The sequence below is a fragment of the Gilliamella sp. LMG 34361 genome (assembly GCF_984569075.1).
In genome coordinates, this window is sequence record NZ_OZ474903.1 from 1688919 (window position 1) to 1715002 (window position 26084).

At 32.4% G+C, this 26084-nt stretch carries 20 protein-coding genes; 13 read left to right on the forward strand and 7 right to left on the reverse strand.

Translation table 11 applies throughout. From position 1 onward, the window contains the following. Window positions 1–73: 73 nt before the first annotated feature. Both AC5LXI_RS08000 and AC5LXI_RS08005 read right to left on the reverse strand, forming a co-directional pair. Entirely contained in the window at window positions 74–652 is a 579-nt protein-coding gene (locus AC5LXI_RS08000) for a hypothetical protein (protein WP_493441860.1), read from the reverse strand. Between the two features lie 34 nt (window positions 653–686). Further along, window positions 687–1427 carry a hypothetical protein gene (locus AC5LXI_RS08005; RefSeq protein ID WP_493441861.1) on the reverse strand — a complete coding sequence of 247 codons (741 nt, stop codon included), beginning with the start codon at window positions 1425–1427 and terminating at the stop codon, window positions 687–689. Window positions 1428–1931: 504 nt separating this feature from the next. Here AC5LXI_RS08005 and AC5LXI_RS08010 point away from each other — a divergent pair. The 4 genes from AC5LXI_RS08010 to AC5LXI_RS08025 are packed head-to-tail and all read left to right on the forward strand — an operon-like array spanning window position 1932 to window position 6293. Next, window positions 1932–2819 carry a substrate-binding domain-containing protein gene (locus tag AC5LXI_RS08010; RefSeq protein ID WP_493441862.1) on the forward strand — a complete coding sequence of 296 codons (888 nt, stop codon included), beginning with the start codon at window positions 1932–1934 and terminating at the stop codon, window positions 2817–2819. Between the two features lie 51 nt (window positions 2820–2870). Further along, window positions 2871–4364: a sugar ABC transporter ATP-binding protein gene (locus AC5LXI_RS08015; protein ID WP_065578794.1), complete on the forward strand. Its 1494-nt coding sequence runs from the start codon at window positions 2871–2873 to the stop codon at window positions 4362–4364. Next, on the forward strand, window positions 4361–5344 hold the full coding sequence (locus tag AC5LXI_RS08020; RefSeq protein WP_198192066.1) for an ABC transporter permease: 984 nt from the start codon (window positions 4361–4363) through the stop codon (window positions 5342–5344). The genes AC5LXI_RS08015 and AC5LXI_RS08020 overlap by 4 nt, the downstream gene beginning before the upstream one ends. Window positions 5345–5360: 16 nt before the next feature. Continuing rightward, window positions 5361–6293: a sugar kinase gene (locus AC5LXI_RS08025; protein WP_493441863.1), complete on the forward strand. Its 933-nt coding sequence runs from the start codon at window positions 5361–5363 to the stop codon at window positions 6291–6293. Between the two features lie 424 nt (window positions 6294–6717). On the opposite strand, the gene AC5LXI_RS08030 is transcribed toward AC5LXI_RS08025, so the two are convergent. Continuing rightward, a complete protein-coding gene (locus AC5LXI_RS08030) occupies window positions 6718–7539 on the reverse strand; it encodes a DeoR/GlpR family DNA-binding transcription regulator (RefSeq protein ID WP_493441864.1) in 822 nt (273 codons plus the stop codon). Window positions 7540–7857: 318 nt separating this feature from the next. Here AC5LXI_RS08030 and AC5LXI_RS08035 point away from each other — a divergent pair, with 318 nt between their 5' ends. The 3 genes from AC5LXI_RS08035 (at window position 7858) to AC5LXI_RS08045 (ending at window position 9679) form a co-directional block, all read left to right on the forward strand. Next, a complete protein-coding gene (locus AC5LXI_RS08035; RefSeq protein ID WP_493441865.1) occupies window positions 7858–8112 on the forward strand; it encodes a hypothetical protein in 255 nt (84 codons plus the stop codon). 391 nt (window positions 8113–8503) lie between these two features. Beyond that, on the forward strand, window positions 8504–8830 hold the full coding sequence (locus tag AC5LXI_RS08040) for a hypothetical protein (RefSeq protein ID WP_493441866.1): 327 nt from the start codon (window positions 8504–8506) through the stop codon (window positions 8828–8830). A gap of 12 nt (window positions 8831–8842) precedes the next feature. After that, on the forward strand, window positions 8843–9679 hold the full coding sequence (locus tag AC5LXI_RS08045) for an MBL fold metallo-hydrolase (protein ID WP_493441867.1): 837 nt from the start codon (window positions 8843–8845) through the stop codon (window positions 9677–9679). Window positions 9680–9830: 151 nt separating this feature from the next. Here the strand turns inward: AC5LXI_RS08045 and AC5LXI_RS08050 are convergent, their stop codons facing one another. Further along, entirely contained in the window at window positions 9831–10718 is an 888-nt protein-coding gene (locus AC5LXI_RS08050) for a LysR family transcriptional regulator (protein WP_493441868.1), read from the reverse strand. 443 nt (window positions 10719–11161) lie between these two features. Here AC5LXI_RS08050 and AC5LXI_RS08055 point away from each other — a divergent pair, with 443 nt between their 5' ends. Then, window positions 11162–12538 carry an MFS transporter gene (locus tag AC5LXI_RS08055; RefSeq protein ID WP_493441869.1) on the forward strand — a complete coding sequence of 459 codons (1377 nt, stop codon included), beginning with the start codon at window positions 11162–11164 and terminating at the stop codon, window positions 12536–12538. A gap of 17 nt (window positions 12539–12555) precedes the next feature. On the opposite strand, the gene AC5LXI_RS08060 is transcribed toward AC5LXI_RS08055, so the two are convergent. Further along, entirely contained in the window at window positions 12556–13764 is a 1209-nt protein-coding gene (locus tag AC5LXI_RS08060) for an MFS transporter (protein ID WP_493441870.1), read from the reverse strand. A 135-nt stretch (window positions 13765–13899) separates the two neighbouring features. On the opposite strand from AC5LXI_RS08060, the gene AC5LXI_RS08065 reads away from it, so the two are divergent. Next, a complete protein-coding gene (locus tag AC5LXI_RS08065) occupies window positions 13900–14793 on the forward strand; it encodes a helix-turn-helix transcriptional regulator (protein WP_493441871.1) in 894 nt (297 codons plus the stop codon). A gap of 70 nt (window positions 14794–14863) precedes the next feature. Here the strand turns inward: AC5LXI_RS08065 and AC5LXI_RS08070 are convergent, their stop codons facing one another. After that, a complete protein-coding gene (locus AC5LXI_RS08070; protein WP_493441872.1) occupies window positions 14864–17077 on the reverse strand; it encodes a TonB-dependent receptor in 2214 nt (737 codons plus the stop codon). Between the two features lie 819 nt (window positions 17078–17896). On the opposite strand from AC5LXI_RS08070, the gene AC5LXI_RS08075 reads away from it, so the two are divergent. The 4 genes from AC5LXI_RS08075 to AC5LXI_RS08090 all read left to right on the forward strand — a co-directional run bounded on the left by AC5LXI_RS08075 (window position 17897) and on the right by AC5LXI_RS08090 (window position 25110). Beyond that, the gene (locus tag AC5LXI_RS08075) at window positions 17897–18217 is read left to right on the forward strand and encodes a carboxymuconolactone decarboxylase family protein (RefSeq protein ID WP_086359956.1); all 321 of its coding nucleotides are present in this window, start codon (window positions 17897–17899) and stop codon (window positions 18215–18217) included. A gap of 1068 nt (window positions 18218–19285) precedes the next feature. Then, a complete protein-coding gene (locus AC5LXI_RS08080; protein WP_493441873.1) occupies window positions 19286–21292 on the forward strand; it encodes a TonB-dependent receptor in 2007 nt (668 codons plus the stop codon). A gap of 309 nt (window positions 21293–21601) precedes the next feature. After that, window positions 21602–23353, forward strand: coding sequence for an ABC transporter ATP-binding protein (locus AC5LXI_RS08085; protein WP_493441874.1), 1752 nt, complete (start codon window positions 21602–21604; stop codon window positions 23351–23353). Further along, window positions 23353–25110 carry an ABC transporter ATP-binding protein gene (locus tag AC5LXI_RS08090; protein ID WP_493441875.1) on the forward strand — a complete coding sequence of 586 codons (1758 nt, stop codon included), beginning with the start codon at window positions 23353–23355 and terminating at the stop codon, window positions 25108–25110. The genes AC5LXI_RS08085 and AC5LXI_RS08090 overlap by 1 nt, the downstream gene beginning before the upstream one ends. Window positions 25111–25355: 245 nt before the next feature. Here the strand turns inward: AC5LXI_RS08090 and AC5LXI_RS08095 are convergent, their stop codons facing one another. After that, window positions 25356–25961, reverse strand: a complete 606-nt coding sequence (locus AC5LXI_RS08095; protein WP_493441876.1) for a TetR/AcrR family transcriptional regulator — start codon at window positions 25959–25961, stop codon at window positions 25356–25358. Window positions 25962–26084 lie beyond the last annotated feature (123 nt).

Below are 26084 nucleotides of genomic sequence, written 5' to 3' on the forward strand. Positions count from 1 at the left end.
TATTGATTAATTGTTTTTTTATTCAAGACTCATAAAAGCCCTTATAAAGAAGGGCTTTGTTTTATATGTTTTATTATTCGTTAAGATAATTTTCAATAAAATCGAATTTACGAGCTACATAAATCATATCTTGAAATTGTTGTTGGGCTGGTTGATCCGTTTTTTCGATCCATGCCTTAACTATAGGGTTATCTTTAAACGTTGGGTCAGATGCGTAGGCATATAAATAGGTTTCAATGACCTTAATTTCTGTAAATTTTAAATCAACTAAATAATGATAAGCCGCCAATAATCGCTGAAATAATTGCGTTGAGTTTTCATTAGGTAATGAAATATGCTCACTTTGCATATTGGTAATTAATTCATTGATATAACTATTTTCATCAACATGATAAATTGTTCTGTTTAAAAATAGTACTTCGGCTAATTTATCAGCGGCATCTTGAGTTATTTTTGCCTTTTGTTCTGCCGTTAATCTTGAGTTGCTTTTAATTGTTTGCGGCCCATTTTTAATCGCTTTCTTGGCTTCAATTTCACTTCGTGATAGATTGACATCAGGGTCATATTTTATTACAGCTATAATCGCCGCTGTGTTAACTAGAATTTTAGTTGCATCTAACAAAGTAGATTTATTGTTTATCATTTCAACCATTTTAATTCTCAAATTTTTATATTAATGTTATAGATTATAAATCGTTTTTCATAGGTAAAAGATCTGCTTCACGCAATTTCAATTCCACATTATTCATAGTTTTAATATCATCATTAATATTTTGTCTATTAGGAAAATGATCAAATAAAACAATGACAGTACCAACATGGTTATTCTCTTTTATAATTGGTATTAATTGATCTTCTGGATAATCTTTATGTTGTAATGGACTAGGTATGTAAGCCATTAAAGATAAGTTTATACGTGGCGGAAAGATATAAATTGAACTAGGAATTTCTCTACTATTCATAGTAATAAAGTTATGGCTAAATTTTTGTGCTAATCCAGTTATAAACGATGCCATTTTATCAATAATTTGTTTACTTTCAGGTAAATCAAAAGAGAAACCAACGGAAGATTTACCCGCCTGAAAACCTCCGATAGCTTTGTTTCCGGAATAGGACATCAGATTACAATTAGATAATTTTTGACTATCGGCAAAAAGAAATAAAACACTGCCTCTTGTGTCGATTTGTTTACAAGCACGTGATAGTTTTTTTAATCCATATTCGGTAAATCCTTCAGGACTATAAATTAAAGCTTTGGGCTTACCTTTGGCTGTACTTCGATCTGGATACCAATGGGCATTGTCATCTATACAGTGTTGATAAATATTTAATATGTCATGTAGTTGTTGATTAAGATCGGTAAATACAATTTGCTGCTTTCTGGGAAGATGAATTTTAATATCAAATTGCGTCATGTTTATTTCCATGTAAACAACCTTATTTTTTATCTTTGATTTTTACAAATTAATCATAACATTATTTATCTTTAAAAATGAAAGTAGTTTTACTTATTATTTTTTTATCCAAATAAACTAAGTTTTGACGATTAAATCGGTCTAACTAGGTTAATTTGTCTGTTTCGAATTGAGTTTGTCGTAGTCAATATTGATGTTGCTAGCTTACTTTGAAATCTTCTACAAATAATAATTAACTTTTTAAATGAAAATATAATTCGATATTTTTGCTTTTATTTTGAAAATTTGAGAGCTTCGTCACAATAAAATTTGTTTCAAAAACTATACTAATAATACGTAGCGTAAAGTTACGAATATTGCAGTAAATAGAGAAAAATTATGGTTTCAAATCTTTTTAAGAATATTTTTCTTTGTATTGTATTTTGATAGTTGCATGATTTTTAGGAATAAAAAATTGGATGATTTATTCTTTCCTATAAAGTTAATTATCATGCTTAAAATTAAGGAGCTCTTTCTATGAAAAAAATATCTAAACTCTTTTTTGTGTGTTTTCTATTTTTTTTCACTTTCGGCGCACATGCTAAGCAATTTCATATAGGTGTTTCATTATTAACCCAACAACATCCTTTTTATATCTCATTAGCAGATGCTATAAAACAAAAAGCTCAACAGGAAAATGTTGATTTATCACTATCCATTGCTAGCCAAGATCTTAATAAGCAAATTTCAGACATTGAAGATTTTATTATTAAAAAAGTGGATTTAATTATTTTATCACCGGTTGATTCAAAAGGTGTACAAGCTGCGATTATGAAAGCTGAAAAGGCGAATATTCCAGTTATTACCGTTGATGTTCCTGCCGTTGGCGTCAAAGTAGTTAGTCATATTGCGACCAACAATTATGCTGGTGGTGTTACTGCCGGTGAGTTAATGGGGAAATTATTAAACGGTAAAGGAACGGTTGGTGTTATTGATTATCCTATGGTGCAATCAGTTGTTGATCGTGTTAATGGATTTAAAGAAGGATTGTCTAAAACTCCAGACGTCAAGATAGTGTCTATTCAAACCGGAATTACCCGTGCAGAAGCGCTTGTTGTTGCACAAAATATGTTACAAGCATACCCAGACTTAAATGGAATTTTTGGTTTCGGTGATGATGCTGCATTATCAGCGGTTATCGCGGCGAAATCTGTTAAAAATAATGATATAAAAATCATTGGCTTTGATGGTATGGATGAAGCAAGAAAAGCTGTAGATAAAGAAAAGACATTCGTAGCTGTAATTCAACAATATCCAAATAAATTAGGAGAAATCGCTGTAGCTACTGCAATTGACTATTTAAATGGTAAAAAAGTCGATGAAGTAATCCCAGTCACCCCTGGTGTATACACAGGAAAAGAATAATTCACAATAAGGGATAGGGTAATATCTATCCCTTCCACAAGGAATCAACTAATGAATAATATCATTTTATCTGTGGATTCTATTGCCAAAAATTTTGGTCCGATTCAAGCTTTGAAAAATGTTAGTTTAGACATCTACCAAGGTAGAGTTCATACGCTATTGGGCGAAAATGGCGCAGGAAAATCTACATTAATGAAAATTCTCGCCGGAATTTATCCGCCAAGTAGTGGAACAATTACCTATCAAGGCAATGTTATTACTATAAAGAATCCAACAGAATCAAGAAAGATAGGGATTGCTATTGTTTTCCAAGAATTGAGTTTAAGTAATAACCTAACGATTGCTCAGAATATTTATGCCAATAATGAACCAAATAAATACGGCATTATCTCTGATAATCAAATGATTAAAAATTGTAATGCATTATTTGCTGAGTATGGTATCAAATTGAATCCAGCACAAATCGTTGGAACCATGTCTATGGCGCAACGGCAATTGGTTGAAATTGCTAAAGCACTTAGTTATGACGCAAAAGTATTAATCATGGATGAACCGACTTCATCATTAAGTGATAATGAAGCAGAACTACTCTTCAATATAATAGAGAAGCTTAAACAGAAAGGTGTTGCAATTATATATATTTCGCACCGGATGGATGAGATCATGCGTATCTCTGATGATATTTCTGTTATGCGTGATGGCGAGTATATTGCCACCCATCAAAAAAACGAAACCACCATCGATGAGTTGATTGCTGAAATGGTTGGTCGTGAAGTACAAAATATTTATCCACCAAAATTACCCCATCAAATTCAAGATGATCCACCTTTATTAGAAGTTAGAAACTTAGATCATTCTAGAGAATTCAAGAATATTAGCTTTAAGGTGCATTCTGGTGAAGTAGTTGGCTTTTTTGGTTTAGTTGGTGCCGGTAGGTCAGAAGTGATGAAAGCGTTGTTTGGGGTAACTAAATACCAAGGTGAGATTTTTATTTCAGGTAAAAAAGTCAATATTAATTCACCAACTCAAGCCATTGAACATGGCCTTGCTTTCGTTACCGAAAATCGTAAAGAAGAAGGCTTGGTTTTGATGCATGATGTTCATTCAAATATTAATCATATTGCCTTTCAATATGAGCCATCTTTTATCATCAATAATAGAAAAGAATTATTAAATTCGACTAAATATATAAAAAAGATGGCTATTAAAACCAATAATCCATTCCAAGTAACCGGTAGTTTAAGTGGTGGTAACCAACAAAAAATCGTTATTGCCAAATGGTTAGTGAAGCCACCTAAAATTTTGATTTTAGACGAACCAACTCGGGGAATAGATATTGGTGCCAAATTGGAAATTTATAAATTAATAAGAGAACTATCATCAAAAGGTACTGCAATCATTATGATCTCATCAGAACTACCCGAGGTGATGTCTATCAGTGATCGTCTATTTGTTATGCGTAATAAAAAAATTGTAAAGGAATTTAATACTGAAGGGTTAACTCAACCAGAAGTAATGAATATAGCAACAGGAGCATCTGCATGAATACTAAAGAAAATACCTCGATGAATAATAGTAATTTTAAAGAATCTTTTTTTAAAGTATTCCGTCAATATGGGGGAATTGTTATCGGGCTAATTGCTTTATTCATTCTGTTTTCATTTATGAATAGTAACTTTTTAACGAGTACCAACATTATGAATATCGTCTTGCAAGTATCAATTATTGCGATTACTGCATTTGGTATGACATATGTATTGTTACTTGGTGATATCGATTTATCAGTTGGTTCAACTATAGCGTTAACAGGTACATTAGCGGCACTTGCTTTACTTTGGGGATTACCATTTTATCTTGCTATATCTATAGCCTTGCTACTTTCAATTGCTGTTGGTTTTATAAATGGTAGTTTAACGGCTCTTGCTGGTATTCCTTCGTTTATTGTTACTGTGGCAACCATGGGAATTTTCCGCGGAATTGCTTATATCATTACCGATGGTAAACCCGAGATGATTATGGATGATGTATTTCTTGAATTAGGTAATGGTGATATTTTTTCAATACCTAATCCAATATGGGTGCTATTAATATTGTTATTAGTCAATCATTTTATCTTATCTAAAACAACATTTGGTCGAAAAATTTATATTACTGGTGGCAACAAAGAAGCTGCCGTTTATTCAGGAATTAATGTTAAAAAATTAAAAATACAAGTATTCATGATAACTGCATTAATGGCAGGGATCAGTGGGTTATTGTTAGCATCAAGACTCTATTCAGGTCAACCAAGTACCGCGCAAGGATATGAATTAGATGCTATTGCTTCAGCTGTTTTAGGTGGAACAAGCTTAAATGGCGGTCACGGCACAATTATTGGAACAATGATAGGCGCTCTAATCATCGGTGTTATTAATAACGGCATGAACTTGATGAACATTCCTTATTTTTATCAACTAGTTGTTAAAGGATTAGTCATTCTATTAGCTGTATATATTGATGTTCGTAATAAGAAAAACAGAGTTTAAGTGGAGTTGAATTAATATGAAAAAAGTATTTACACTAGGTGAAATTGTTGTCGAAATTATGGCTAACCAAAAAGGGCAATTATTTACTCATGATGGACTATGGAAGGGCCCATTTGCCAGTGGTGCTCCAGCAATTTTTATCGATCAAGTGGCTAAATTAGATGAACCAGCAGCGATGATAAGTTGTGTTGGTAATGATGGCTTTGGTGAGTTAAACATAAAAAAACTTGCTGATGATGGTGTTGATATCTCTAATATTAAAGTTATGGATGACCAAACTACCGGAAGCGCATTTGTAACTTATCATGAGGATGGTAGTCGAGATTTTATTTTTAATATAAAAAATGCTGCTTGTGCTCTGATTAATGAAGACATGGTTAGTCAAAAGATTTTACAAGATTGTGATCATCTTCATATAATGGGATCTTCATTGTTTTCTAAACAAATTCTTGATACCGCTAAAAAGGCTATAGCAATAGTTAAACAAAATAAGGGTATTATTTCCTTTGATCCTAATATCCGCAAGGAAATGTTAAATCTGCCTGGCGTGAAAGAGGCGCTGTTAGCAATATTACAACAAACCGATATTTACCTACCAAGCGAAAGTGAAGTCACATTATTAGCCGATACGGATAATGAGAAACAAGCAATCGATTATTTTTTAAATAATGGTATATCGTCTATTGTTATAAAAAAAGGTGATAAAGGAGCGAGTTATTATTCAGCAAGTGAATCTTTTGATGTGCAACCTCATTTAGTTACCGAAATAGATCCGACTGGAGCCGGGGATTGCTTTGGTGGCGCATATGTTGCTTTAATTCATAAAGGTTTTACAGCCAAAAAAGCCTTAACTTATGCTAATGCTTGCGGTGCATTGGCGGTGACAAAACAAGGACCAATGCAAGGTACGTCAACATTAGAGCAGCTTGAAAAATTCCTACAAAAATAGTTTATTTCAATCATGATTAAGCCCCTAATAAGGGGCTTTTTAATTAACTTTTCAATAGAAAACAGTATATTATATTAATAATAATCAATAATTTTTATATATTGTTTTACGCCTTCAGCAATCAATAATATTGAAAGTAGCTATCAAAATTCCCATTTATTTAAGTGACATTGTCACTAATTTTAGGGCGAATCTTAACTAAAATTAGCTTACAATACCAAATAAAAAAATCTAACTAAATAATAGTTTATATCAAAGTATTCAAGGTATTACTGTTTCTAAGAAATCAATAATAAACTCCTTGTATTAATGATATTTTTAGTAAATATATTATTGAAATAAATTACTTAACTACTACTAACGCTCAGCTAGTCAAATAAGCATAACTGATATCATATTTATTTGCAGGAATTCTAAATTAATTTTAGTTTTTCATTGAGTTTTGATAGATAACGCTATCTTTATTAACACTAGATTGTTTAAATGAACAATTAGTTATCTGCTGATGATATTCTGCCATTGTTGAGTTAGAAAGAATGATTACATCAATTTGTTGAAGTGAAGCGAATCCAAAAGTATCATTTTCTTCAATTCGACTGGGGAGAAGCGCGATGCGACAATTAGCGTTGTTTAATAATAATTGATATCCTTCCATCAATTGACCATTAGATATGGCAATTTCATCATCGATTTTGATTGCCTCTATTTCAAATATAACAGTAGATAATTCATATTTAGTTAAGATCGTTTGCACATCTTTTTTATCAAAATTGGTATATTTTTGATTAAAAACTCCTCCAATTAATACTATTTCTCCTTGAATATAATCTTTTGCTAACATAGCAAAACTTAAATCATTTACAAACAAAGTGAGATTTTTCTTATTATATAAATATGGTATGAGTTTGCTAGTTATCCTGCCATTTAATAAACATATTGTATCACCATCATTAATGAATGATAAACATCGCATAATCAAACTAATATCTGAGTAAGAGTTATTGGCTTCATTGTTTGATTCTTGATGAGATTTATCAAAACTATCTTTTGGCTGTAAATATATAGCACCGCCGAAGGATCGCTTAAGATAACCTTGTTGTTCTAAATAATTTAAATCTTGTCGTATTGTGACAGCCGATACATTTAATAATTCAGATAATTCATCAACTTTAACTTCACCTTGTTTTCTAACTATTTCGGCAATATCCAATCGTCTTTTTAACAGTGAAGTATTTACTTTAGCCAATTTATTTACCTCTTTAAAAAATTATGTATTAATAATTTCTGCAAAAGCAGATGATGAAATACTTTTTCTAATAAAACTTAAATTTATGATCTATTGCTCATTACTAAATCAGCGATAATCCTTATTGTTAGCATTATAATCAATTGTTTATAATGATGTTTCTATAAAATAATATAAAACAGATTATCTTACTTATCTTACTTATCTTACTTATATTATTATGATATTAAATATATATTTAGCTTTATTATCTGCATTATTATTTTTTTATAAATGTTGAACTAATGTTAGTTAGGGGCAAATAAAAGTAGCTGCTTTATGATTAAAAAATTAACCAATATACAAATCCATAACAATACAATCATTATTGATGGCCATGACAGTAAAGTTCATATAGATGGAACTTGCTTAGAGGCAGCTCTGTTAACAGCTGATAATAATATTTTGTTATTTGTTACTTTTGATTGTCCATTTGAAGAAATTTTAGCTATTTATTTATTCGATTTACAACAAAATCGAATAATTGATAAAGCAATGATATACCAAAAGTATTATACAGGTTTTTTTCAGTGATTTAGTGATTGTTTCAGAAAAAAGGCTTTCTTTTGAATTTATGATCGAAGGCGGTTGGACCTTAGCGTTATTTGATAAACCCAAAAAATCGCTAAGTCATTTATTACCCATGTCAGTGGTGAAGCGTCCTTTTTCATTAACAAGATACTTTAGTCTAAAAAGAAATGTTTAATCCTAAACTAAAATTGTTAGCCTCCAGTTCTATGCCTATTTATAAATAAAAATCATGCTCTAATCTAATTTGTCTATTAACCATTTCGATGAGGACATCGAAATTATCCATTAGCATAAAATATATAATCTTTTAATAATATTGCTACGCTTTAAAAGATGATAGTACTTATTTGGTTAGGTTAATAAATTCAGTTAAGTTGATAATGGAGAGGATTAAATGCCAAGTATTACAATTTATACTTCAGAAAACCATAAGATTGAAAATGAAGCTTTTTCTGAATTTTCAATTTGTTTAAAACAGTTAACCCAAAAAGTGTTGAAAGCCAAAGATGATAATATACTCATAGCTTATTTAACAACTGATATCGGTTATGGAAGACCGATCTATTTTGAAGCCAAATTAAGAAAAGAAATTTTTCGTAGTGAAGAGGTGATGAAAACCTATTTACATCAGGTTGATTTATTAATTGAAGAAAAAATGGCTGTTAAAGCCAGAATTCGTTGTTTTATGTATGACGTCGACTATATATTTGCTAAAAATTAAAGGTTACTAACTATGAATAACGAATTTTCAAACAAAGAACTAGGAAATATTTTAGTTACAGCAATTAGTGATGGTTATTTGGAGGTTAACTTTGATTTACTGGTAAATATTGATGTTGCAGAATGTGAAAGAATCCAGCGAAATGCTCATCAAAAAAAACTAAATGCCGTGCATATCAATACATTTTTAGTTCAAAAACAAGGAATGAATATTCTAATTGATGCTGGTGCTGGTGGAGTAAAAGGGTGGGGAGGAGAATTAGTTAATAATTTAACTAAACTAGGTCTTAAAGCTACAGATATCGATGCTATCCTATTAACTCATGCTCATCCAGATCATATTGGCGGTTTGCTTACTTCAAATGGGGAGGTTGTTTTTCGAAATGCTAATTTATTGATTAGTGAAGATGAGTATAATTATTTGCAAGATGAAAAATCTTTTATAGCTGCTTCAGAACGTGTAAAAAATAATATTATTTTAGCTCGCAATGTTTGCAAACAGTATCAAGATAGATTGAGTTTCATTAATAAAAATCAGGTATTTCCTAATATATTTGCTATTCCTCTACCAGGCCATACACCAGGACATACGGGTTATAAAATTGTTGGTAGTAAGCAAAGTTTATTAATTTGGGGGGATATTGTCCATTTCCCATATATTCAATTATTAAAACCAAATGTCTCTATTGCTTTTGATTATGATCCGAAATTAGCAACAGAAACACGTTCCCAAGTGCTAAAAATGGTTTGTCGCGATAACATGCTTGTTGGTGGTATGCATTTTGGATCCAAAGGTTTCGGTTATATCAAAAAAAATCGAACAGGATATGAAATAGTTATAGATGATTGATTAAGTATGGTTATTTATCAAAAATGATTTTTTCATTGAATTAATAGGTTAAGTACTTTTATATTAACTGTAATGTGAATTAGCGTTATTTTATAAATTCATATCCATTGCAAGTTATATCTTTATCATATTTCTTAAACAAAAGTTATTATCAATAGCCTATATAGCTTAATCGAGGATCTTGAAAAACTGAAGTAATCATATTAATCAATTTGTTGATGTCAAAATAAGAATAGTTTGTGTGATGGACCAATTCGATTTTGAACTCATTAAATTGTTTGTCTAGCTTATGTAGTTTAATTTTGTTTTTTATCTCATTACTAATTGAACAACGTAATACTAATGCGATTCCTTTTCCTAATGCTATATTTGAAAAAAGTACAGGATAAGATCCACATTCAATTACTCGTTCTGGTTTAATATTACAGGCATTAAATAACATTTCGAAGTTTCGTTTTGATGTTGCGCATTGTTTACTACTGACCAAAAAAGTTTTGCCATCAAGATTAGCAATATTGGTAATTGTTGGGTGACTTTTATCTGTTGCTATAACGAGTTCAGATGCAAGTAGTATTTTAGTTGTATGTTTTTCGTTTGAAAAGCCAGAACCAATAATTACAACATCAAATTCATTTTTATCATAAGCATTGAGTAAACTCAGAGTATTGCCGATTGTAATATTAATATTTAATCCGAGTTCTTGCCCTAAATTAATTAAGGACGTAATGATATAAGGTGGTAGGCATTCAATTATTCCAACATTTATATTTGCATAATTTTCTTTGCTATTGGCGATATTTTTTTTGCAATCGTCCGCTAACTTTAAAATTTTGAGTGCATATTCATACAATATCAATCCTTGTTTAGTTGGAATGCATCCTCCAGTTTTTCTGTCCAACAAAAGGGTATCAAGATTGTTTTCAAGACTTTGTATTCTATGAGAAATACTCGATTGGACACGATTCAAACGCTCAGCAGCTAAGGTTATATTACCTGTTTCTACAACTGTTACGAACGCTTGAAGTTCACTTATTTTCATTTAACACCTTATGTTATAAATCAATTTGATATAGGGACTAATAGATAGTTTTTGGATTTGTGAATAATTTTCAAATAATTATATTTAAATAACAATGTTCGATTTAAGAATCATATTGTAGTCAAACTAATATGTACTGCATTTTCAGTTTAGAGCCAACACTATTACCGAATCAATTATCTAAAATTGGATATGATTAAGGCATCTATCTTTTCGATAAGGTATTCGGTTTTATTCATTGGTTTTCTTGTATTGTAATAAATATAATTTTTAGCAATAAATTCATTTAATTACTTTATAGCAAAATGGTTACACAATCAAATGACTGAACATGATTTTAGATCTTCTAAACAACGCATATCGTTTGTTAATGTTGTGTATCCAAATAGGCTAGTGATAATACGGCAATTCAATATAAATACTTATTAAAAAGATAAATTAATATGATAAACAACCATACACAAGAATTTGGTAGTTCAAGACGTTATTTTGCTACAGCAGCAATTTTAATCGGCGTCGGGATGTCGGCACTAGATGGTTCAATTGTGAATATTGCATTACCTTCTATTGTTAATGTATTAGATATTGAGGTGTCATCAAGTATTTGGATTGTTAATAGTTATCAGATCGCTAGTGCTGCAACTATGCTAATTTGTGCATCATTATCTTCAAGGGTTGGAGAAAAACTTTTTTTTAAATTAGGCATGTTGTTGTTTACGCTCTCATCTTTGGGTTGTGGTCTTTCGCCCAACTTCTCAATTCTTGTTGTTATGCGGATGATGCAAGGAATAAGTTATGCAATGATGATAAGTGTTGGGTTAGGTTTGTATCGAACTATTTTACCGGCAAATATGTTAGGAACAATATTAGGATTAAATGCAATGGTCTTTGCAGTAGGTACCGCCATTGGGCCTGCATTGGGAGGCTTTATTATTTCATATTTAACTTGGCCTTGGCTCTTTTATATCAACATTCCGCTAGGTATCCTCGCTATAACACTTTCTTTTGTTTTTTTAGGCAAAGATAGCGAAAAAGAAAAAGGATTTGATTGGTTAGGCGCTATAAGCTCGGCAACTGCATTAGGGTTAACCGTAATTGCGGTTGATCAAATAGGACATTGGGATAATAAAACCCTTATATCTTGTATTTTTGTTGCGATAATTTTATTTATCATATTCATTAAAGCTCAACAGCATACAAAATATCCATTATTGCCTTTAGATATATTTCATTCGAGGATATACAGTTTTGCTGTAATTTCTTCAATTTTAATTTTTATCGCTCAAGGGATAGCATTGGTCAGTTTACCATTTATATTACAACATACTTATGGTTACTCAGTACTTGAATCCGCATTTATGTTTACTCCATGGCCTGTAGCTGTAGCCTGCTGTGCACCACTAGCTGGAATACTTTCTAATCGTTTTAATCCAACTAAAATATCTTCAATTGGTGCAGTGCTTTTTTGTTTTGGGTTAAGTTCATTAGCTTTTTTATCTGAAACTGTATCTACAATTAATATACTATGGCGAGTCGCTATTTGTGGAGTTGGCTACGGTCTGTTTATTCCGCCAAATAATAGAGAAATGTTTATTAATGTTAAACATAATCGAACTGTTATTGCCTCAGGAATGTTGTCTACAGCCAGAACAACTGGTCAGTCAATTGGTGCTGCTATTGTTATGGTAATAATAATTTCATTAGAAGGTGATAAAGGAATAGATTTTAAACGATTTGTTTTTTATGCTTTTAGTTGTGCCAGTTTTATTGCCTTATTTTCATTTATTGCTAGTATTTCACGCATCCACAAAATAAAGTAATCAAACAATGAACACTATTATTTATTTCTAATCATTAGGTTAATAACAATAATACTTATTAGAGCCAATAAAAAGGCAATTAAATAATTAAAATAATCTGCAATTGTCATTGAAATTGAAGAACCGATTATTTCAGAGAATAATAAGCTGCTCTGAAAAATAGCATAATCTGTAGCGGTTTGTTTTCCTTGCTTGGCAAAAATCATCGTGATGGTATAAATACTAACATTAATCGTTCCTATACCAATACCTAAAATAGTCATCATAATGGTAGTCGTCATAGGATTAATATAATCAGGCATATAGTAAAGTAAACACCAAAACAGAATTAGGAAAAATAATAAACAAAAACCAAGTTTAAGCGTTTGATAAGGGTGTTTAGTTTTTAATAAATAGGCTGCAATGGCACAACCTAAAAGCATAGTTAAATAACCACCAATACCGGTATAGATACCAACATCACTCACAGAGAACCCATGATCCAGTAAAATAAATTTAGTTGTGGTTAAAATTACCGAACCAGCAAAAGGTATCATGATCGCAAGCAATAGCATATGGTAAGCATTTTTTCGTTTAAAAAAATTGTGGATTCTTGCTCGTGAATTGGATTGTGAATTGTGGGCTAAATTAGGCTCTGTCCATATAGTGAGTTGTATAATCGATACAAAAATAATCACAACCAACAGTAAGATACTATAGGTTTTTCCTAAATAATCATAACAAACTGTTACTCCAGCCCCACCAATAAGCATACCAGTTATATTGCCCATAACTTGAATACTATTTATCTGGCTAATCGTATTGTTTTGTGATAAATCAGCTGCCAGCCCATCAGTTGCAATATCGAGTGTTGCAGAAACGATACAAGATAAAATAATAACTAAAAGAAGATAAGTGGTCGTTTCTGATGTAAAAGGGGTGAAGGCGATGATGGTTATAAGTATTGCTAATAAACATTGCATTGGCAGTAACCAGCTTTTCCGATAGCCAATTTTAGCTATCCAGTGATTTTCAACAATAGGGGCCCATAAAAATTTAACGACCCATGGTAAACCAGCTAGCGGAATCATTGCTATAACAGCTAATGAAACACCTGAATCACGTAAGAGGATAGGGTAGGCGTCAAAAGCTAATCCGACGGGAATTCCTTGTACAATATAGAGCTGTGCAATAATAAATAAAAAATAGTTTTTTTGTTTATCTGCGGAGATGGTTTTATATTCCATGAGGTGTTTTATAAGCTTCTATAAATAAATATATTATAGATTCTATGCTCCAAAGAGTATTAGCTGATAAATGGTAGCTTTATTTTGTTGTAAACGCAAATGATATTTGTTATCGTTTATTTGTTTGGAGGATATATGCATTTGGATAAATTACCCAATAATAAAAAAAACAGTTCATTCATTGAGTTACAACATGGTTTAGCGGTATGTGTGAATAGTGCCGATGATCTAAATGCCATCGATATCAGTAAAGCATTTCCTAGTAGTGATAAATGTTTATGTTTTAATTGTCAGTTACAAGGTAAGTTGAGTTTGCAAGTTAAAGATAGGAAACTTGTTACCCATAAAGGGGATTTGACTTTCGGCTTTGCTGATGGTGAGACTTTTCATTTACAACATTCCAAGGATTTTTGCAATATTGAGGTTATGATAATGCCCGAATTACTGGATGTTTTGATTGGAGATATGGATTTTCAATTTTCTTATTTAAATGAAAAAGTTAATTTCTTTTTGCAGCATTATCAGATACAACAAAACAAAAATGTACTATCTTGTGCTCGACAACTATTTTATTTAATGCAAAACACTGATTGTAAAATCACCAATCGTCTATTGTTATATGCTCACGTATTAAAATACTTAAATTGGTATTTTAAGTCTTTTGATAATTATTTAGGGCATCAAGAATTTACCCAATGGGAGTATAAACAATTTAATGATGCTCGTAACTATTTAGTAAGTGATTTAACCAATCCTCCCACTATTAGTTGGTTAGCTAAACAAGTAGGTCTTAATCAGAGTAAGTTAAAAAAAGGTTTCAAGCAGATTTTTGGGAAAAGTATTTATGCTTATTTTTTGACAGAACGGATGTATAAAGCTAAACAGTTATTAACCGAATATAGTATTACTGAAACGGCAATTATGATGGGTTATAGCAATATTAGTCATTTTAGTTCAGCATTTAGAAAACAGTTTGGGGTATTACCTAAAGAGATACGCCGCCAATATTCTTCTAATCTTCTTGAATAGTGACGACATTGTTTATGGTTAAGCTATTATCTAACTTATTTAAAGTCTATTCTCTTCAAATAAATTATTGTTAATAGTTATAAATAAATCCAACACCTAAAGTTCGACCTCTACCCGGTGAACCAATTGTTGCATCTGGACCATCATGAGACAGCGCCGGAATATGATATCCCCATAAATCATAAGATTTATTTAATAGATTATCACCCCATACATAAAATTCAGCATTTTCAGTTTTAACGGCAATACGAGCGTCAAGTTTGTTATAAGCTTTTAAGCCAAATTTATTTTGCACATCAGCTTGGCGAGAACCAATATAGCGATCGGTGATTTGCGTTTCCAATGATATTCCTGACGCTAGATTAAGCGGTATAGAGTGCAGAATGGTTAAGTTAGCATTCCAATGAGAGGTATCCGGTACTTGGTTATGTTTTTTCACATGAGCTAAACTTTTGTTAGGCGTACCGACTATTTTTGCATTAGTGTAACCTATGCCGCCGATAAAGTCTAAGTTCCCTGGCGCTTTCCAAAAACCATCTAGTTCCACACCATAACTTTGAATATCATAATTTTCAACCACAGAGACAAATGTTGCTGGATTGTAAGCCATTAAATGTTCACGTTTAGTATCGTTATAAAATAATGCCGTATTTAATCCTACAGTATTATTTTCAGTCTTTAATCCAATTTCATAAGCGTTTACATACGCTGATTTATAAGCTTGATCCGAATGACCTGAAGTAGCGAAATCGGTACCTTCATCATTAAAACCACCAGTTTTATATCCTCGTGAATAAAGACCATATAAGGTTGCATAATCATTAAGTAAAAAGTTCAAACCTAGTCGGCCAGTGGTAAAATTATCGGTTATTTTTTGCTTATCAAAAGCCAAGGTTGGTTTATTTTTATTATTTTCAGCATAAATTGAGTTAGCTAGCCATTTTGCATGATAATTCTTCTTTTCGTAAGATTGACGAAGACCGGCTGTTAATTTGAGTTTTTCTGTAATAGGGTAGGTGACTTCACCGAACACACCGACATTATCTGTTTCAAATTGTCTTCTAATGTTAGCATTCAATGCATTACTTGGATAAAACACATCCATAACATCATAAGTATTTCTATGACGATCATTGGTATAGTAGTTTATACCTGCTACCCAAAATATTGGTGCTTCAGGTTTAGATGAAACTCTAAATTCTTGATTGAAAAGATTTTCTTTGGTTAAATAAGACCAATTAGATGGTGGTGACATACCGCTCAAATGGTGGTACAACCTACCTTCATAAATTGGTGATCTTTTGTCATTTTTACTATACGAATAACCGGTAATAGAACTCAATAAGCTATTATCCAACTCATGTTCCACTTTAAAATTGAAACGATAAATATTTTTATCATTCTTATCGCTGCTATTAGGAATGTTAATTTTTGGATGGTGACCGTAAGGACGCATAACATACATATCATCCATACCCATTGCATCTTCTAATTCAGTAATAAATGAGATAGATGTGAGTTCTGAAGCTTCCCATAACAATGAACCTCTAGCGATTTTATTTCTAAGAATACTCACTGGTTTATGATCATTAACATTTTCTAAAATACTATCTGCTTCATCATAACGCACAGCAAAACGGCCACTTAACTGATCGGTTAAAGGACCGCTGATGACACCTTCTGTTAATATTTGATGGTCTTGTCCAAATTCGGTTCTAAAAGTTGATTCAAAATAACGAGTTGGTTTTTTTGAAATAACATTGATGGCGCCAGCCTCACTATTTCTACCAAATAGTGTTCCTTGTGGACCTTTTAGTACTTCGACACGCTGAACATCAAGTAAATTTAAGGTCGTATTACTTCTTGACTGTGGCATCCCATCGACGTTAATACTAACCGAACTGTCATCGCCACTCATTGGTAATACCGAACCTACGCCACGCATCCGTATCGATTTCGCCGCTCCCATATTACTAATTACTTGCACACCAACGGTATCGTTTAAAGCTTTTTCTAAAGTTGTTTCCCGTCGGTCAACCAGTTTTTTATCGTCAACAATATTAACCGTAAACGGAATATCCTTGGCAGACTCTTTTACATGCCTAGCGGTAACTATTAATTGTTCTACTTGATCACTATCGTCTTTTTTTTCAACTGTATCTGCCATAGCATTGAACGATAAACAGAAAATACCGGCCATTAACCACGGTGAATTAATAATAATTTTTTTCGAAGATATGGGGAGATTAGTTACTCTATCAATAAAAGCTAATTTGTATCTCATATATTTTTTCCTAAAACTACATATAAAAAGCATTCTGATATGCTCTATAAAGGTATAAACACTCTTTGACATTCCATTTAATTCATAACAATAGATAAATTTAAATAAGAATAATTATCATTTATAAAGTAAAGGTTTTACTAAAAAAGTTCTCCCCAGATCAGGTTAAAAAAACCGTATCGGTTTTAAATTTGTTTAAATTTTATTTTTTTTTATTTAATAAATTAATTTTTAAGGAAAATATATTTGATACTCATTAAATATTTAATGATATTCAGAATATTATTTAATTAATTCGTATTAGGTAATATTGTTAAATAAGTGATTTTTATTCACTATAAATGGCGGCTAGTGAATAATTTTGCTAATTAAATTTGCAATCAAATTGGTCGGGGAATAATTTAGTTTGAGTTCTTGTGTTTTATCTGTCTATTTTTATGGAAATTAGAATATGGCCCGTCATTATTTTTAATTTTCTTGCAAATGAAGATAATTGTTAATATTTTGGCTTGATAAAAAAAGATGAAAATTCTAACTATAGGTAGCAAGAATATAATTTAATTAATCCATAATATATTCAATAAATTAGATATTGATATTTAGGTAGAATAGGAAAAATAGGCGATTAAAGACTAAAAAGAAAATAAACAAACTGTAATTAACTGAAAAGATTTATTGATAATAATAGTTTTTTTAAGTTATTTCTTTATTAATATAATTATCCATTATGATTAAAAGAGAACTATACTATATTGAAATCTCTAAATTTGTTAGATTTTTAAATTGATTTTTTCATAACACAAAATAGAAGGAAAAATTATGAACAAAGTAACAGCGGGAAGAGATGTACTTGGCGAATTTGCACCTAAGTTTGCTGAGCTTAATGATGATGTATTATTTGGTGAAGTTTGGTCTCGAGAAAAAGAGCTTTCAGCAAGAGACAGAAGTTTAGTCACAGTTACGGCATTACTTGCCAGTGGTATCTTAGATAGTTCTTTACAATTTCATTTACAGACCGCAAAAAATAACGGCATCACGAAGCAAGAAATAGCAGAAGTTTTAACTCATGTAGCATTTTACGTTGGTTGGCCTAAAGCTTGGGCTGCGTTTCGTTTAGCCAAAGATATTTGGAAAAATTAGTTTTAAGCAGTTTTTTATTAAAAATAATAAACCAAAAATAAATTCAAATAATACACACAAACTCACTTTTTTAGAAAAAATAGTACAGATTGGTATGTAATGAATACTATTCACATTTACACTATTGTTAACTTATAAAGTTAAAATAAGTGTTTATAATAGTTGAAAATCTTTACTATAAAATGACTTATTATCATTATATCAATTTACTTGCTTTTACATATATTACTAAGTAAGTAAATTGATTGACTGCTTAACTTTTAGAATTCATTAGATGTTCTTAAGGGACTTTTAAGGATTTCTACTAATTCGATGTATTCAGAATGTTTTTTCCTAGCCTTTGACTAATTATTCTTCGTAGTACCTTTATTCTTTATATAATATATTTAATATCTGCATCTATATTTGATTACTGACCTCTGATATGCCAGCCTCATGATAAACGTCTTGCATCAACTGATTTAAATATGGCTATGAAATATGTAAATAAGTGATCAAAATCAAAATATTTAATATTTCAATTAATAATCTAAATTTGCACAAAAAAACATCTTATTAACCTTTGGTAATAAAGGTTAAGCATATTGTTTAAAAAATGGCTCAATACAAATGTTATTTTCCTTAATTCATTTAATATCAATAAATTAAATGAATTTCTCATGATGAAAAAACAAATGTTTGATAGGTTTGACAATAAGTTTTCAATATGATAAAAGATCACTGTTGATAATGATTATCAATATCATTAATGGTCAGTTTTATCTGTATACAGATAAATAAAATTTTAAAAAAAGTAAAAAAATGGCTATTTAACAGAATATTATTGAATAAAAAGCGACAAATCAAACCTTTGAGGATGCTGTTTGGGAAGTTGGTGATAATTTAGAATTGACTAAAATACTTCAGCAAGCGTTTCACACTTATTTTCGACTGATTGGAATATACGGTTGTTTTGTTTTACTCAATAAAACGAACACACTAACAAACCAAAAATCGAAATTTTGGATTTGATACTAGCTGGTCATTAATATGCGCAATATGTGAATAACATTGTAACAGGGTTTGTATATGAAAAGTTTTAAGTCTAAATTAAGTTTATTTAGTTTGTGCATGATTAGTGGCTACAGTGCAGTTAGTATGGCAAATGAGATCAGCAATAAGACAGAAACACTACAACCTGAAGATATAATCATTGTCGTCGGCGAAAGAGTTGACCGCAGCGAGGTTGAAACCGGTTCAAGTGTTAACATTATTACCAGTAAAGAACTAGAGCGTCGTCCAGATCTTTACTCTTTAAATCAGGTATTAAAGGAAACACCTAATATCATAGATACAGGACTAGGAAACGAATTACCCACAATCCGCGGTATTGAAGGTTCGAACTCGCCTGGTTCTATGGCATTTTTCACCGGTGCGCGCCCTCGCTTTAACGTTTCAATCGATGGTCGTACTTCAAACTATAATGAATTGGCTTATGGTAATAAATCATTATGGGATATGAAGCAGATTGAAGTGTATCGCGGTCCGCAAAGCTATGCGCAGGGGCGTAATGCTATTGCCGGATCGGTGGTTATGCAAAGTAACGACCCGGTCAATGAATACGAAAGTGCAGTAAAGTTTGATTATGGTAATCAAAACCGTCGCCAGTACGCAGCGATGCTTTCTGGGCCTGTAGTTAAAGATGAATTATTATTACGCCTGAGTATGGATCGACAAGAGCGACAGTCATCTGAGCATCTTGCTGATTATTATCCGGCAGGTAACTCGCGTAAATTTAAAGCAACTACAGTTAGAGCAAAGCTTTATTGGTTACCATCAACTCTCCCTGATTTTTATAGTCGTTATACGTTTTCCCATATCGATTCACGAGCGCCACAGGGCGAGTTCAAGCCACGTAATAAGTCTGAAACTTACCGGGCAGTATTCCAAGTACGTTCAGCGAGTAATATTTGGGATATTGGTTATCAAATAAATGATGCTTTAGAATTTGAAAATAAAGTTATTTATTCAAACTATATTCAGGATCGTTATGCGCTTTCCTCCGGAGGACCAGCTCGGGTTGAAGGTCATGAAGTTCAGGTTGAGCCAATATTGAGATTCAATTCTGGAGATTATCGCGGTTTAGTCGGTTTGTTTTACTACAACTCTCCTCAAGATGAATCGGTGTTATTAATTAAGAAAAACAATTATCACGATAAAACTGAAACGAAGGCGATATATGGCGAAGTAACGTTTAACCCTCTAGCATATATTGAAGTAAATATGTCTGCTCGCTATGAACAAGAGGATCATAAACGTAACGGAGGAAAACTCTTTGTTGTGAACTACAAAAGTAAAGAAAAGGAATTCCTGCCTAAACTTGACGTAGCCTATCTTTTTAATGACGCTCATCGCATAGGTGTCAAGGTAGCACGCGGTTATAACCCAGGAGGTGCCGGAATCTCATTTATTCCACCTTTTGCAACATATGAATACGATACTGAATATGTGTGGAGTTATGAGTTGTATCATCGTTGGATTTCACCAAACAAGCGACTAAAACTTAGTACCAATCTATTTTATAATGACTATAAAAATTTACAGCTTCCTTATTATAATATTTTTGGTAGCCCAGTAATTGATAATGCCGATAAAGCAGTGACTTATGGTGTAGAGTTTAATCTTAATTGGCAAGCAACAAATGATTTAAATCTTTTTGCGGGCGTAGGGTTGCTGAAAACTAAAATTAAAGAATTTTCAGGGAATCCAAATTATAAAAATAATAAACTCAGCCGTTCTCCCGGTTATACATTCAATATAGGTAGTTATTATACATTGCCTGCGGGCTTTGAAATTGGAGCTAACTTAAATTACACCGACTCTTATTACTCATCCGTATCGAATAGTAAAGATTCAAAAACTAACGGATACTCACAGGCAAACGCGTATATAACCTATAACTTCAAACATGGCAATATAAAGCTCTATACCGAAAATGCATTTAACTCTGATAAAAAAACTAAAATTATTGATGGTGGGTATACAACTTATCAACAGCCACGTATGGTGGGGATTTCTACAGAGCTGAGATTTTAACAACGATAGTCGCTGTATAATTATCAATGTGATTTAAGGTTAAATTATATGAACAACTCAAATAATACTGGATTTCTCCTGTATTGATATAACTGACTAGATTCTATTAATGGGACCGTTATGCCTACTTTGCCAGTATAGTTCGCTTAGCAAAGCAAAAAACTTAAGCAAAGAAAAAATTTTCAGTAGTAAAAAGGTTAACTTATTGCAAGAGAAAGCAAAGGCATTCGAGGTTAATATGTTTAGTTGCGATAACCTAGAGATTGTTTCTTATTACATGATAGATATAGGCTAAGGATACACTTAATTATGAATCACACGGATATATTTCTGCCAGTAAAGAATAAAGTATCTCATTCAATATTTTTGGCATCAATTGCTCAGGTGCTTAAACTGAGTATCTGGTTAACGTTGATCTGGGTTTTACACCAATTGATGTTGGATGCTAGCGTCTTCCCGGGATTGCCGATTGTCTCTCTACTTGTTCTGAGTATTCTTTTTTATACGCTGAGAACTTATGCTCACGATAAGTCTCACTATGCGGCATTTGAACTAGAAAAAATATTACGAACCAGGCTTATCAAAAAGATCAATCAATTACCTATTGAAACGGTTAGAAACATGGGCAACGGAAATCTTGTCAAAACATTAATTGATGATATTAAAGAATTACATGCTTTTGTGGCTGATGCTCCGCCCTTAAAAGCCGAGGCATTCGTTACACCAATTTTTACCTTACTGGTTTTATTTATCTTTAATTGGGTCTTTGCAAGCATTGTATTTGCCATCACTTTAGTTACTTTTCTACTGCTGAGTTTTATCATGAAAAAAGCTAAGCTTTTAAAGGAAAGCTATAATAATGCAACTATTCAAATCAACAGTAAAATCATTGAATATATTCAGGGAATGAGTGCGGTAAGAACATTTGATGCCGGGGAGGGAGCATTCGGTCAATATCAAAAAGCACTGGAAAACTATAGCCAGGTGGTCTTTCATTGGTTGCAATCTATGCGATTGTCTACAAAAATTGCTCGCAGCCTTTTCTCCGCTATGCCGATGAGTATCATATTAGTTGTTGGATTGAGTTTAGCCCAACTAAATGACCAAATCTCATTTATCACGACGTTCTGTTTTTTATTGTTGGCGATCGGTATTGCAGAAAGTGTTCATCCAGTGATGAGTCTATTTCAGATATTACAAAAGTCAAAGGCAGCAATAGAAAGGATATTTGAAGTTGAAAATCTACCAATTTTAGCGGCGCCTTCCAACCCGCTATTACCTGATAATAATGAGATAATTTTCAAAAACGTTGGGTTTTCTTACCAGAATTCTGACACTGTTTTATCCAATATCAATATTAAAATTCCTGAAAATTCATTTACTGCTCTTATTGGTACATCTGGTTCTGGCAAGACGACGCTAACCAATCTCATTCCACGCTTTCTTGATGCAACCTCTGGAACGATAACTTTAGGTGGAGTTAATATAAAAGAGATTGAATACGCTGAACTTATGTCGAGAATCTCATTTGTTTTTCAGGATAACTTTTTATTCTCATGTTCGATCGCAGATAACATACGCTATGGGTTAGACGATATCTCTGATGAAGATGTTATTGAAGCCGCCAAAAAAGCTGAAATTCACGACTTCATTTTGACACTTCCTCAACAATATAACACTCTGGCAGGAGAAAGAGGGCAGTTATTATCCGGTGGTCAAAAACAGAGGATCACCATTGCCCGAGTTTTTTTACAAAATCGACCGATCGTTATTTTAGATGAACCGACGGCTTTTTCTGATGCCCGAAATGAGGCCTTGTTGTTAAAAGCCTTTAACCGTTTAATTGATAGAAATAAAACTGTCATTATGGTAACCCATCGCTTATCGACGATTGTCAATGCCGACCAAATAATATTATTGGATAAAGGGATGATTAAAACTCATGGGACACATAATGATTTAATCGAAAATTCTAGTGATTATAAATTGTTATGGCAAGAGTATAACAAAGCAAAAGATTGGTCGATTCCAGTCATTAATTTGGCTGATGGAGAAAAGTGATGAAAGAGTATATTAATACAGACACACGCACAACAAAATCATTGCTGAAAACGTATATTGGCTTAATCAATGCGGCTGGTAAGCAAAAGAAAATATTGATCCGCAGTCTGATTTATACTGTGATCTCCTCATGTCTGTTTGGCGTTTCGTTGGTTTTACTATATCCCTTATTTGCAGCACTAGAAGCCAAAAGTGTTACTGCAACAGTTACTCATTTAATTATTGTCGTTGTTCTATTGATAGGTAGTTTTATTTTTAAGGTGCTTTGTGAACGCTATGATGCGGATGGTTATTCGACGTTGGCAGTTACCGAGCTAAGGGAAAAATTAGGTAACAAGCTAAGACATATTTCCTTAGATTATTTAAGTCAGTTTAGATCTGGGGAAATAAATTACCTTATGATGCAAAGTGTCAATGAAGCGGCAGTATTTACATTTATGCTACTCAATATCATCATTACCGGCGTGGTTATACCACTATCAGCTGCAATAGCCTTGTTATTTTACAGTTGGCAACTTTCTTTGATGATGCTTTTGGTCTTTCCAATGGCAATTCCACTCTACCTGTGGCGTAGGAAGGCCTATCGCAGAGGTTTTAGCATTCTGGCAGAAGCTAATGCCAAATTAAAAGGGGAAGCTGTCGAGTTTGTACAAGGACTTGATGTATTGAAATCGACAGGCCAAACCGAAGAGAAGATGACAGAATTTATTAAGGTAACAACAGATGTGGCAAATATACTGCGTATTGGCACGAAAAAAGGCGAAAAACCTAACTTAATTATCACCATTGTAATTCAAGTTGGTTTGATCCTTATCATCTCGTTAGGTGCGTATTTGGTGAATGCTGCAACCATTTCTTACCTCTTATTAGCCAGCGTGTTATTAATCGTTGCTCGTTCCACGGATGTATTAAACTATTTTGTACAAATGTCATCAATGCTTGAATCATTAGTTATAGGGTACGAAAAATTGCAGGAACTGTTGAATGCACCGTCATTACCTGAAAAAAGGGTAGAGATTATGCCTGAGAACTATAATATTGAATTTGAACGAGTTAACTTTTCGTACCGAGGGCAAGACAAATATGTTCTTAAAGATATATCCATTCAGATCCCAGAAAAAGCATTAACCGCTTTGGTTGGTGCCAGTGGTTGCGGTAAGACTACAATAACCAAGCTTATTCTTCGGTTTGCTGATGTTAAGTCAGGCAGTATTAAAATCGGTGGTATTGATATTCGAGATATGTCTCAGAGTCAGTTAATGAGTCTAGTCTCTGTAGTATTTCAGGATGTTTATTTGTTCCAAGACACCATAATTAATAATATTAGAATGGCAAAATTATCCGCTAGTGACGAGGAGGTCATCGAAGTTTGTAAACAGGCAAATTGCCACGAATTTATCCAGAATTTCCGCGACGGTTATCAAACACAACTCAATGATATTGGCAAAAGTCTCTCTGGTGGGGAGAGGCAGCGTATCTCTATTGCCAGAGCCATTTTGAAAAATGCACCTATTCTTATCCTCGATGAGCCAACTGCCGCTCTCGATACTGAGAATGAACTGGCAGTGCAAAAGGTGATTAATAAGCTAGTGCAAGGGAAAACAGTATTAGTTATCGCTCATCGACTTTCTACTATCATCGGTGCTGAGCAAATTGTAGTAATTGATAAAGGCGAAATTGTGGAAAGTGGTACTCACCAGCAGTTATTGCAACAAGATGGAATTTATAAAGAGTTTTGGCATCTTCAGCAAAATTAAACTCATCTGTGGCATTAATGTGCTGTTACCCATAGCGAGTTACGAAGTGTAAACAGTCTGGAGCTCATAAAACGGTACATAACCGGTAAGTTGTTATGGGGAGCATGTTGGGGCATGGTCAGTAAGTACAACAATCATATTGTACATACTCTCTTCATTGCTCACCAACTCAGGTACCCGAAACGTCCCTAAGTGAGCCTTTAGAGAAATATCAACGGAATATTGTTACCCTTTTAGTATCTATATTAAAGTGTTTGAATAGGATTTTTTTCTTTTTCGATTAGTGCGTAAAGTACATGCTTAATCTGCTCACCAGGATTGCTAGCATTTTGTAAGATGAGTCCCTCCGTGAGGGCTATAAATATTTGAGCCAAAGATTCATTGGGTAAAGAGGGTTGTACTCCTTCTGATTTGAAAACAGAACATATGATTTCACCTAGCGATTCATTGTTTTCTCGTTGCAGTTGGTCGTAGTACTGTTTGAAGTTTTGATCTCTGCTAGCAATAAGCTGCATTTCTATGTCTAAAATAACACAAATAGTATTGTTTTTTATTTGATCAACATAGCTGTTTAATCCATTTATCGAGATGGTGTTATTTTCATTATTAATAGCAAGCGCTGATTTTAAGTTGAATCTTTCTTCTGATTTAAGTTTGTCTGTGAGTTGTAGTAACAAATCGTATTTATTTTTAAAATTTGAGAAGAAAGCACCTTTTGAGAAACCTGCTCCTTCACTTATCGAGTTGATACTTGTTTTGTCAAAACCAAATTTCATAATTTGTTCTATTGCAGCTGCAAATAACATTTCTTTGGTTTCTTGCTGTTGTTGTGTTCTCGTTTTCCTTTGCATACTTTATGTACTTAGTTACTTCACAGATTCCAAATATTTACGTATTTTAAAAAACGTTTTAAAAACGATAAATTTATGACTAAAAAATATTGCCAATTATAAAAGTTGAGAATAACATATGTT

What these genes read in the sequence shown, in the direction of transcription:
- AC5LXI_RS08000 (WP_493441860.1), bottom strand. Translation starts at nt 652, where the DNA reads ATGGTTGAAATGATAAACAATAAATCTACTTTGTTAGATGCAACTAAA.
- AC5LXI_RS08005 (WP_493441861.1), bottom strand. Translation starts at nt 1,427, where the DNA reads ATGGAAATAAACATGACGCAATTTGATATTAAAATTCATCTTCCCAGA.
- AC5LXI_RS08010 (WP_493441862.1), top strand. Translation starts at nt 1,932, where the DNA reads ATGAAAAAAATATCTAAACTCTTTTTTGTGTGTTTTCTATTTTTTTTC.
- AC5LXI_RS08015 (WP_065578794.1), top strand. Translation starts at nt 2,871, where the DNA reads ATGAATAATATCATTTTATCTGTGGATTCTATTGCCAAAAATTTTGGT.
- AC5LXI_RS08020 (WP_198192066.1), top strand. Translation starts at nt 4,361, where the DNA reads ATGAATACTAAAGAAAATACCTCGATGAATAATAGTAATTTTAAAGAA.
- AC5LXI_RS08025 (WP_493441863.1), top strand. Translation starts at nt 5,361, where the DNA reads ATGAAAAAAGTATTTACACTAGGTGAAATTGTTGTCGAAATTATGGCT.
- AC5LXI_RS08035 (WP_493441865.1), top strand. Translation starts at nt 7,858, where the DNA reads ATGATTAAAAAATTAACCAATATACAAATCCATAACAATACAATCATT.
- AC5LXI_RS08040 (WP_493441866.1), top strand. Translation starts at nt 8,504, where the DNA reads ATGCCAAGTATTACAATTTATACTTCAGAAAACCATAAGATTGAAAAT.
- AC5LXI_RS08045 (WP_493441867.1), top strand. Translation starts at nt 8,843, where the DNA reads ATGAATAACGAATTTTCAAACAAAGAACTAGGAAATATTTTAGTTACA.
- AC5LXI_RS08050 (WP_493441868.1), bottom strand. Translation starts at nt 10,718, where the DNA reads ATGAAAATAAGTGAACTTCAAGCGTTCGTAACAGTTGTAGAAACAGGT.
- AC5LXI_RS08055 (WP_493441869.1), top strand. Translation starts at nt 11,162, where the DNA reads ATGATAAACAACCATACACAAGAATTTGGTAGTTCAAGACGTTATTTT.
- AC5LXI_RS08060 (WP_493441870.1), bottom strand. Translation starts at nt 13,764, where the DNA reads ATGGAATATAAAACCATCTCCGCAGATAAACAAAAAAACTATTTTTTA.
- AC5LXI_RS08065 (WP_493441871.1), top strand. Translation starts at nt 13,900, where the DNA reads ATGCATTTGGATAAATTACCCAATAATAAAAAAAACAGTTCATTCATT.
- AC5LXI_RS08070 (WP_493441872.1), bottom strand. Translation starts at nt 17,077, where the DNA reads ATGAGATACAAATTAGCTTTTATTGATAGAGTAACTAATCTCCCCATA.
- AC5LXI_RS08075 (WP_086359956.1), top strand. Translation starts at nt 17,897, where the DNA reads ATGAACAAAGTAACAGCGGGAAGAGATGTACTTGGCGAATTTGCACCT.
- AC5LXI_RS08080 (WP_493441873.1), top strand. Translation starts at nt 19,286, where the DNA reads ATGAAAAGTTTTAAGTCTAAATTAAGTTTATTTAGTTTGTGCATGATT.
- AC5LXI_RS08085 (WP_493441874.1), top strand. Translation starts at nt 21,602, where the DNA reads ATGAATCACACGGATATATTTCTGCCAGTAAAGAATAAAGTATCTCAT.
- AC5LXI_RS08090 (WP_493441875.1), top strand. Translation starts at nt 23,353, where the DNA reads ATGAAAGAGTATATTAATACAGACACACGCACAACAAAATCATTGCTG.
- AC5LXI_RS08095 (WP_493441876.1), bottom strand. Translation starts at nt 25,961, where the DNA reads ATGCAAAGGAAAACGAGAACACAACAACAGCAAGAAACCAAAGAAATG.